This window comes from Synechococcus sp. EJ6-Ellesmere (assembly GCF_024345875.1).
Lineage (GTDB): Bacteria > Cyanobacteriota > Cyanobacteriia > PCC-6307 > Cyanobiaceae > Regnicoccus_A > Regnicoccus_A antarcticus.
The window spans coordinates 1-9,227 of record NZ_JAGQBY010000122.1 but is presented as its reverse complement, the minus strand read 5'-3'; the positions used below and the strand labels follow the sequence as shown (position 1 = coordinate 9,227).

The 9,227-nt window shown below is 67.3% G+C and carries 11 protein-coding genes; 2 read left to right on the top strand and 9 right to left on the bottom strand.

Features of this window, described 5'->3' with window-relative positions:
• Nucleotides 1-151: 151 nt before the first annotated feature.
• Both KBY78_RS12890 and KBY78_RS12885 read left to right on the top strand, forming a co-directional pair.
• A complete protein-coding gene (locus KBY78_RS12890; RefSeq protein ID WP_255143915.1) occupies nucleotides 152-2,575 on the top strand; it encodes a phosphoketolase in 2,424 nt (807 codons plus the stop codon).
• A 2-nt stretch (nucleotides 2,576-2,577) separates the two neighbouring features.
• Nucleotides 2,578-3,696, top strand: a complete 1,119-nt coding sequence (locus KBY78_RS12885) for an acetate/propionate family kinase (protein ID WP_255143914.1) — start codon at nucleotides 2,578-2,580, stop codon at nucleotides 3,694-3,696.
• Between the two features lie 28 nt (nucleotides 3,697-3,724).
• On the opposite strand, the gene KBY78_RS12880 is transcribed toward KBY78_RS12885, so the two are convergent.
• The 9 genes from KBY78_RS12880 to KBY78_RS12840 form a co-directional block, all read right to left on the bottom strand.
• Nucleotides 3,725-3,883, bottom strand: coding sequence for a hypothetical protein (locus KBY78_RS12880; RefSeq protein WP_006170254.1), 159 nt, complete (start codon nucleotides 3,881-3,883; stop codon nucleotides 3,725-3,727).
• 70 nt (nucleotides 3,884-3,953) lie between these two features.
• Entirely contained in the window at nucleotides 3,954-5,456 is a 1,503-nt protein-coding gene (locus KBY78_RS12875) for an AAA family ATPase (protein ID WP_255143913.1), read from the bottom strand.
• A complete protein-coding gene (locus KBY78_RS12870; protein ID WP_255143912.1) occupies nucleotides 5,453-5,992 on the bottom strand; it encodes a DUF177 domain-containing protein in 540 nt (179 codons plus the stop codon). The genes KBY78_RS12875 and KBY78_RS12870 overlap by 4 nt, the downstream gene beginning before the upstream one ends.
• Complete coding sequence (gene yidC, locus KBY78_RS12865; RefSeq protein ID WP_006170258.1) at nucleotides 5,992-7,128, bottom strand: membrane protein insertase YidC; 1,137 nt, start codon at nucleotides 7,126-7,128, stop codon at nucleotides 5,992-5,994. Before yidC ends, KBY78_RS12870 begins: the two co-directional genes overlap by 1 nt.
• Nucleotides 7,129-7,248: 120 nt before the next feature.
• Entirely contained in the window at nucleotides 7,249-7,677 is a 429-nt protein-coding gene (locus KBY78_RS12860; RefSeq protein WP_006170259.1) for a PH domain-containing protein, read from the bottom strand.
• Nucleotides 7,674-8,063, bottom strand: a complete 390-nt coding sequence (locus KBY78_RS12855) for a ribonuclease P protein component (RefSeq protein ID WP_006170260.1) — start codon at nucleotides 8,061-8,063, stop codon at nucleotides 7,674-7,676. Before KBY78_RS12855 ends, KBY78_RS12860 begins: the two co-directional genes overlap by 4 nt.
• A gap of 25 nt (nucleotides 8,064-8,088) precedes the next feature.
• Nucleotides 8,089-8,226, bottom strand: a complete 138-nt coding sequence (gene rpmH, locus KBY78_RS12850; RefSeq protein ID WP_006170261.1) for a 50S ribosomal protein L34 — start codon at nucleotides 8,224-8,226, stop codon at nucleotides 8,089-8,091.
• 53 nt (nucleotides 8,227-8,279) lie between these two features.
• Nucleotides 8,280-8,912, bottom strand: coding sequence for a DUF2808 domain-containing protein (locus KBY78_RS12845; protein ID WP_006170262.1), 633 nt, complete (start codon nucleotides 8,910-8,912; stop codon nucleotides 8,280-8,282).
• Nucleotides 8,913-9,017: 105 nt separating this feature from the next.
• On the bottom strand, nucleotides 9,018-9,227 hold a 210-nt coding region (locus tag KBY78_RS12840; protein ID WP_255143911.1), incomplete at its 5' end, for a chorismate mutase.

Below are 9,227 nucleotides of genomic sequence, written 5' to 3'. Positions count from 1 at the left end.
GGGTCACGGGCCTGCCCACCCCTTGCAACGCTGGCCGCTGAGCGGAACGTCTGAGGTGCGCGCTCAACCCCGGCTACGCCGGGGTTGAGGTCCCCAGGGATTTACACCAACACAGGGGACGCAAACCCAACAACCAGTGGAGAGTGAAGGCATGGTGTCCACCACCCAGTCCTCAGGTCCGGCGGCCACCCCCGCCGATTCCGACCAGGAGCTCACTCTCCTCGACGCCTGGTGGCGCGCCGCCAACTATCTGGCGGTGGGGATGATCTACCTGCGCGCCAACCCCCTCCTGGCCGAACCCCTGCGCCATGAGCACATCAAGGCGAGGCTGCTGGGGCACTGGGGGTCATCGCCGGGCCAGGCCTTCCTGTGGGCCCATGCCAACCGGGTGATCCGTCGCCACGACCTCGACATGATCTACCTGTCGGGTCCGGGCCACGGCGCGCCCGGCGTACTGGGTCCGACGTACCTCGACGGCAGCTACAGCGAGGTGTATCCCGACAAGAGCCGGGACACCGAAGGGATGCAGCGCTTCTTCAAGCAGTTCTCCTTCCCTGGCCACATCGGCAGCCACTGCACCCCGGAAACCCCCGGTTCGATCCACGAGGGCGGCGAACTCGGCTACGTGCTCTCCCATGCCTGCGGGGCGGTGTTCGACAACCCGGACCTGATCGCCCTGGCCTGCGTGGGCGACGGCGAGGCCGAGACCGGCCCCTTGGCCACCTCCTGGCACATCAACAAGTTCCTCAACCCGATCGGCGACGGGGCGGTGCTGCCGGTGCTGCACCTCAACGGCTACAAGATCGCCAACCCCACCCTGCTGGCACGGATTCCGCGGGAGGAACTGGCCAGCCTGATGCGGGGCTACGGCTGGGAGCCGCTGTTCGTGGAGGGCCATGAGCCCATGGCCATGCACCGGGCCATGGCGTCGGCCATGGTCGAGGCGGTGGCCCGCATCCTGCAGATCCGGGCCGAGGCCCGCCGCAGCGGCGAGGCGGTGCGTCCCGCCTGGCCGATGATCGTGCTGCGCTCCCCCAAGGGCTGGACCGGTCCTGCGGAACTCCACGGCAAGAAGCTGGAGGGGTTCTGGCGGTCCCACCAGGTGCCGCTGCCGGCCCCGAACAAGGACCCCGAGCAATTGGCGATGCTTGAGGCCTGGCTGCGCAGCTATCGCCCCGAAGAGCTGTTTGACGCCGACGGAACTCTCCGCTCCGAGCTCCAGGCTCTCTCGCCCCAGGGACCGCGGCGGATGGGCTCCAGCCCCCACGCCAACGGCGGCCTGCTGCGCCGCAAGCTGCGGCTGCCGCCGATCGAGAGCTACGCCGTGCCGGTGGAGCGTCCAGGGCAATCGGAGCACGAGAACACCGCCCCCCTTGGGGCCCTGCTGCGCGACATCATCGGCACGAACCCCGATTCGATGCGGGTGTTCGGCCCCGATGAGACCGCTTCCAACCGCCTGCAGGCCATCTACGAGGTGAGCAAGAAGGTCTGGATGGAGGAGCTGCTGCCGGAGGACGCGGGGGGCAGCGAGCTGGCCCGCAGCGGCCGGGTGGTGGAGATGCTCAGCGAGCACACCCTGGTGGGAATGATGGAGGGCTACCTGCTCACCGGCCGCTACGGCTTCTTCCACACCTACGAGGCCTTCGCCCATGTGATCGCCTCGATGTTCAATCAGCACGCCAAGTGGCTGGAATCCTGCATCCACCACGCACCGTGGCGGGCACCCATCGGCCCCTGGAACTGTCTGATCTCCTCCACCGTCTGGCGCCAGGACCACAACGGCTTCACCCACCAGGATCCCGGCTTCATCGATCTGGCCGGCAACAAGAGCGGCGAGGTGGTGCGCGTCTATCTGCCGCCGGATGCCAACTGCCTGCTGGCGGTGGCCGAGGAGGCGCTGCTGGAGACCAACGTCTGCAACATCATCGTCTCCGACAAGCAGAAGCATCTGCAGTACATGACCCTCGAGCAGGCCCGCGCCCATGTGAGCAAGGGCATCGGCATCGTGTCCTGGGCCAGCAACGACGACTGCGGCACCGACCCCGATGAACCAGATGTGGTGATGGCCTGCGCCGGCGACATCCCCTCCAAGGAGACCCTGGCGGCGGTGGAGATCCTGCGGAGGGAGATTCCCCAGCTCAAGATCCGTGTGCTCAATGTGGTGAAGCTGTTTGCCATGACCCAGCCGAGCGAGCATCCCCACGGCCTCTCCGACCGTGATTTCGACACCCTGTTCACCACCGACAAACCGGTGATCTTCAATTTCCACGGCTATCCCTGGCTGATCCACCGGCTCACCTACCGACGCACCAACCATGCGAACCTGCACGTGCGGGGCTACAAGGAAAAGGGCAACATCAACACGCCGCTGGAGCTGGCGATGAACAACCAGATCGACCGCTTCAATCTGGTGATGGATGTGATCGATCGTGTGCCCGCGCTCGGCTACAGGGTCGCCCACGTGAAGGAACGGATGAAGGATGCCATCCATCGCCACCGTGAGTACGCCCACACCCACGGCCAGGACTCGCCTGAGGTGACCGACTGGCGCTGGACTCTTCCGCTCGAGAGCTAGGAGTGGGCCACCCGGTGCCAGCCGCTCGCGGGCAGGCGGCCGTTCTGGTCCTGAACGCTGGCAGCTCCAGCCTCAAGGCGGCGCTGTTCAGCCGGGACGGAGACTGCCTCTGGCGCGAGCAACGCTCCTGGTGCCCCGACCCCCACTCCGGCGACGGCCAGGGCAGAGGGTCCATGGAACAGGTGCTGGATCACTGGCTGCCCCCAGCTCTGGCGGGTCAGGACAGTGACCTGCTCCTGGCGGCCCATCGGGTCGTTCATGGCGGTGAGCGTTTCACCGCCCCCACCCGGCTCGATCCAGACGTGCTCGGTGTGCTGGAGGAGCTGGTGAGCCTGGCACCGCTGCACAACGGTCCGGCCCTGAGGTTGATGCGCTGGTTGATCCGCTGGCGTCCCCACCTGCCCCAGTGGGCCTGCTTCGATACGGCCTTCCACAGCACCCTGCCACCGGAAGCCAGCACCTATGCCCTGCCGCAGGCCTGGAGGGAGCAGGGTCTGCGCCGGTTCGGCTTCCACGGTCTGAGCCATCAGCATGTCAGTGAAACGGTCAGCCACCGCTGCACAGGCCGTGAGCCGGCAGCCGCTGGGCCTCTTCGTCTGATCAGCTGCCATCTGGGAGCCGGCTGCTCGCTCTGTGCCATCAGAGCTGGCCGAAGCCTGGCCACCACCATGGGGTTCACGCCCCTGGAAGGGCTGGTGATGGCCACCCGCAGCGGCTCGGTGGATCCGGGTCTGTTGCTGCATTTGCTGCGGCAAGGTCTCTCACCCGCCCGGCTGGAGCAGTCCCTCCAGAGCGAGAGCGGGCTGCTCGGGCTCTCCGGCCTGAGTGGCGACATGCGTGAGCTGAGGCGGGCCGCGGCGGCTGGCCATGACGGCGCCACCCTGGCCCTGGCCGTGTTCCGTCAGAGTCTGCTCTGCGGCATCGGGGCGATGGCCGCATGCCTGGGGGGAGTGGATGTGATCGCCCTCACCGGCGGCATCGGCGAACACGACGATGCCCTGCTGACGGACCTGGAGGACGCCCTGGCCTGGCTGAGGCCTTTCGAGCTGCTGCGCATCCCGGCCGATGAGGAGGGGGTGATCGCCCGCAGTTGCCTGGCCCGGATGCAGGCGGCCCCGTGATCCGGCCATGGGGCCAGCACAGCCGCGGCTAGAGCACCTGACCGACCATCACGGCGGCGAGGGCGGAGAAGAGGGTGATCCCCAGGGCCGTGAGGGGGTTCTGTCCCTGGGCCACCGCGAAACTGGTGACGACGCCGGCTCCAAGACAGGCGACGACGATTTGAGTGGCGGCGGAGGGACGATCCACGCGGATGGCTACGACTGAGCGGAACCGTAGGGAGCGTTTCCGGGATCGCCAGGACGGATCCGGGGTTTTGTTACGGGGCGTCGGGGTTCGTTACAGGCCGCAACCAGGAAGCCGGCCGGGCCCGACCGGTGCTGGCCCACTGCTTGAGGGCATCAAGCTGCTCCCTGGCCGTGCGCGAGAGGGGCACCAGGTCGCTGGCGGCGGCGATCAGATCCGCCTCGCCGAACTCCCGATGGGACGCAAAGGCCAGGTGCATGGCCTCCACCACCGTCTGCTCCAGTTCGGCCCCCGAGAATCCGGCTGTGCGGTCCACCACCACATCCAGGGGAATGCGGTGGTCGGGGTGGCGGCGGCGCAGCTGCAGGTCGAGAATCGTGCGCCGCTCGGCGGCATCGGGCAGATCCAGCAGGAAGATCTCATCGAAGCGGCCCTTGCGCATCAGCTCCGGTGGCAGGCTCTCCACCCCGTTGGCGGTGGCCACCACGAACACCGCCGAGCGCTTCTCCGCCATCCAGGTGAGCAGGCTGGCCAGCACCCGCTGGCTGGTGCCGCCATCGCTGCGGCTGTCGCCGCCGAAGCCCTTGTCGATCTCGTCGATCCAGAGCACGCAGGGGGCCATGGCTTCGGCGCGGCGGATCATGTCGCGGGTGCGGGCCTCACTGGCGCCCACCAGGCCGGCGAACAGCCGCCCCACATCCAGGCGCAGCAGCGGCATGGCCCAGCTGTGGGCGATCGCCTTGGCGGTGAGGGATTTGCCGGTGCCCTGGGGGCCCACCAGCAGCACGCCGCGCGGCAGGGGCAGGCCATAGGCGGCGGCCTCGTCGCTGAAGGCCAGCCGCCGCTGCTCCAGCCAGTGCTTGAGCGCCTCAAGCCCGCCGATGTCGGCGGGGCTGGCCTCGGTGGGGCAGTACTCCAGCAGTTCGCTGCGGGCAATGGCCTGGCGCTTCTCCTCCAGCACCTCCGCCAGATCCGGTTCTCCCAGCTGGCCGCGCCGGGCCAGGGCCCGCGCCGCCACCTGACGGATGCGCTGTTCACTCAGGCCGCTGCAGCAATGGGTGAGCTGCTCGAGCACCCCGGGATTCAAGGGGTGGCCGCAGGCCTGGCCGATGCTCTCCAGCAGCGAGCGGATCTCACCAGCATTGGGCAGGGGCAGGTCGAGGATGGTGAGACATTCCTCCAGCTCCCGAGGCACCTGCCATTCCGGGGCGGTGATCACCAGGGTGCGGGGTTTCTGGCGCAGGCTGGTGGACAGGTTGCGCAGCCGGCGGCCGATGCCCGGGTCGTCGCAGTAGCGGTGGAAATCGAGCAGCAGCAGGATCGCCGCCTGATCCGGGGGCAGGCTCTCGATCGCCTCCAGTGCTCCCATCGGATTGCGCGTGGCCTCGCCCTCGCGGTTCGGCAGACCCTGGAGCCCTTCGACGAAATCCCAACGCAGCAGGGTGCGCTGGCCGAGGCGTTGAGCAGCACGCTGAAGAAGGGTGGAGATGCGCTCCTCCTCGGGGCTGCGGATCCAGAGGATCGGCGCACGGGCTCGGATCAACAGATCAAGCTGATCAGCCCACTCCTCGCTCATCGCCACTGGCGCAGGGCCGACCAGCGTGGATCGATGGGGTCTCCCCCGTCGGCCGTGGAGCAGGATTCCAGGCTGGCCTCAGGGTGCTCCGGCAGCGCCGGTCCTGGGCAGTCGGGGCCACAGCGGTTCTGCAGGGGAAGCTGCAGGCTGAGTTGCTCGAACAGCCAGCGGGCAGGATCGAAGTCGCCGCGCGGATCGAGGCTCTCGATCAGCTCGCAGTCAGCGAGGTCATCGCCCAGTTGATCGGCCTCTCCGAGCCAGAGGAGTTCCTCCCCCCGGAAGTGCAGGGCGTGGTTGTAGTCGCTCAGGCAGCGGTCGCAGCAGAGGGTCACGATGGTTTCGGCTTCCCCCTCCACTTCAAGCACCGGCTCGGCGTGGCGGACACTCAACCAGCCCCGCACCGGGGTGAGGCTCTCGAGATCGTCCAGCTGCTGCTCGACAGCCCATAGCCGTGGTTCCTGGAGCAGGCGGAGCTCCTGCAGGGGCACGGGCCGCAGCAGGGCTGGTTCAGGCAACGGCGAGGGACGCCGCGTCATCACTTCTTGCCCTTGGGCTCGAAGGGCAAGCGCTCAGCCCCGCCGCTGCTGGCGGCCACCGCCACCGTCTGCTGGCTCAGTTGCTGATCGAGGATGTCCTGCAGGTTCTCAGGCAGGGCCTCCCGGCTGAGCAGAAAGGTCTGCAGGGCCTGGAAGATGTTGGCCACCACCATGTAGAGCAGCACCCCCGCGGGCAGGGGGAAGAACAGGAACATGCCGGTGATCATCACCGGAGTGATCTTGTTGGCTGTCGATTGCTGCGGGTTCGGCGGCATCCCGGCCCCCGAGAGGATCTGGGAGATGAACAGGCTGGCGCCGAAGGCTCCCACCAGGATGGCGATGTCCCAGTTGACCGCCCCGTCGGTGTAAAAGCCCACCTGGCCGAGGGCCTTGATGAACAGGAATCCGCTGCGGGCCGCCAGGCCAGGCACGGTGGCTTCCACCGTGGCATCTCCAGGGGCGATCGCTTCGATCAGCCCGGACTCACTCACCCGCACCACACCCTCGCCTTTGCTCACGCTCCAGGCCGGGGCGAACTTGGCGCCGTTCTCCACCCCTTCGAGGACGCTGCTGAAGGGCTGCCCGTCCTTGGTGTGCAGGTTGACCTGGGCTGAGTCGCCGATGCCGAGCTTGGTGCCGGCCTCGAGGCTGGCGACCACAGGCACATGGCTGGTTTCGGTGATGAAGATCGAGTGGCTGGCGCTGTTGAACGGTTTGATCTCCACAGCCGCGATCTGATCGGCCGGCAACACCTTGAGATTGAGGGTGTAGGGCACATCGGCGAAGGGTGAACCGCGCAGGGTGGCGAACAGGGCGAAGAGGATTGGCATCTGCACCAGCAGCGGCAGACAGCCGGCCAGGGGGCTGCCGAACTCCTTCATCAGCTTGCCCAGTTCCTCCTGCTGTTTCTGGGGGTTACTGGCGTAGCGGCTTTTGATCTCCGCCTGACGCTTCTGCATCACGGGCTGGGCGATGCGCATGCGCCGGGCACTGCGGATCGAGCCTGCACTCAGGGGGAAGAGGGCCAGCCGGATCACCACGGTAAGGGCGATGATCGCCAGCCCGTAACTCGGCACCAGCCCATAGAAGAAGTCGAGGATGGGCAGCAGCAGGTTGTCGGAGATGTAGCCGATCACAGCGGGGAGGCGGCGGAAGGGTGAGGGTTTGGCACAGTGTGCCCGAGCAGCCGATCAGAGTGGCGCCGATGCGGGCAAATCCCGCCCGCAGGTCTCGGGTAGGCGGCCTGGGACTGGGGTTCAGGCACTGGCGGCCTGGGGGTCGGCGAATCCTTTGGTGTCGGCTGGGACCTTGGCACCGCCGCGACGGGCCATCTGTTCGAGGATGTAGGCCTCGGTTTCGCGGAAGCGGGGCAGGGATCGCATCTCAAGTTTGGCCCCGTCGGTCAGCACCAGCACCATGTCGCCCCAGGCGCCGAAGCCGCGGGGCACCGAGCGCACCTCCCGCACCTGGCTGTAGACCACCTGAGTCCGGTCGCGGCCCAGCCAGCCACCGCTGACTGAAATCCGTCGGCTGGTGATGCGGAAGCGCAGCCAGAGAGCCCGCACGATCGCTCCGACGGCGAAGGGAATGCCGATCAGAGTGAGGCCGAAGAGCAGGTTGAACAGCAGATCTCCGCGGGCCGGTCCCCCCTCGTAGAACGTGGTTTCGGTCACCTCAACGGTCATGGACTCAGGCCTGCCTTGCGGAACAGCTCGGAACATTCTCCCAGCAAGGCCTCGTGACTGGCCTCGAGGCAGCCTGGCTTGAGGCTGAGCAGCAGCCATAGACCGTTGGAGTCAGCGGGCCAATGGCCGCACTGCTCGCACAGCCAGCCGTGCAGCAGCCGCCTGAGCCGATTGCGCCGTACCGACCGCTTGCTCACCTTGGTGCTCACCACCACGGCGCAGCGGCAACCTTGGAATGGCGCCTGACTCAGAGGGGGGCGCAGCAGTGAGGGCTCACCGACCACAGAGCGCAGCACGAGGTAGGTGCCATGGAAGCGGCGGCCCTTGCGATACAGGTGATCAAAGGCTTTGTCGCCCCGCAGGCGCAGATCCCTGGGCAGGGCCATGGGGCGAGAAGGCTCCCTTCAGGCCTCAGACGGCCAGGCGAGCACGGCCGCGGCGACGGCGGGTGCGAATCACGCGGCGGCCGGTGTGGGACCGCATCCGCACGCGGAACCCAGACACCCGTTTGCGCTTACGGCTCGTTCCTTCCAGGGTGCGCTTGGTCATGGTGCGTCTCGGCTTCTGGCCAGTTATCGATCAATCAACTTAACAGCCGGGGGTCAATCGATCCCCGGATCGATCTGGATCAGCCAGCTGCCCAGGTAGCCGCCGAAGGGCACATCACCCGGAGCCTGGGCCAGGGCATTGAACTGGTACATGCCGATGTTGAACGGATTGAAGAGCGACATGTAAACGCCGATGGTGCCATCAACCGGTACGGGCCGCTCCGGGAAGATTTCGATCGACTTGCCGCTGGCATTCACTTCAATGACGGCAGGAATCGTTTCCTTGCAACGGGTGCGTGAGAGCATCCCGCCTTCTTGCATCACGCAGAGCTTGATGTCTTTCGGGTCGATCTTGGCGTCGAAGTTGTTGGGAACGTCAATCGTGAGCTTGAGCATGGCCGTCTTGCGATCCTTCGGCCTGAGAATCAGGTAATACTCCGAGCGCTTCAACCGCGAGGTGTCGGTCATGAAGTAGTAGAGTCGGCGATAGTCCTTGTTGTTATCCCAGCGGAACTCCAGCAGACTGGGAGTGCCCTGGGCAAGGCTGACCGCCGGGGCGATGCCGGCGCCAGCGCCCGCCACCACGGCCCCCAGGCCCACCCCCACGGCAGCCATCAGCAGGCCGGCGCGGCTCGGCAAGGTGGCCGTCAGACGGCGCAGCCGTTGTTGCAGGGTCGGGAGGGTCATGGAGAGCGGATGAGGGGCGGCCAGCGCAAGGCGGGCCCGGGTGTTCTCTGGATTCTCGGCCGGCGCCAGCGGGGCCAGCCCCGCGGGGGGGCAGCGGCGCAGCTGTCAGTTGTGACCGGATCTGTCCGGCCTCAGCCGGGCAGCCCCCCTCAGGTAGGGGTGGAGGGGTGGTCGGCCTGGCTCCATCCAGGCGTGGGCCAGCAGACGGATGCAGCGGGGAAGGTCTCCGGCCACGGCCATCTGCTGACAGTCGAGCAGGGCGACCCCGTCCCAGCCGGGGTGCTGCCGGGCGACCGCTGCGGGGAAGCCGGCATC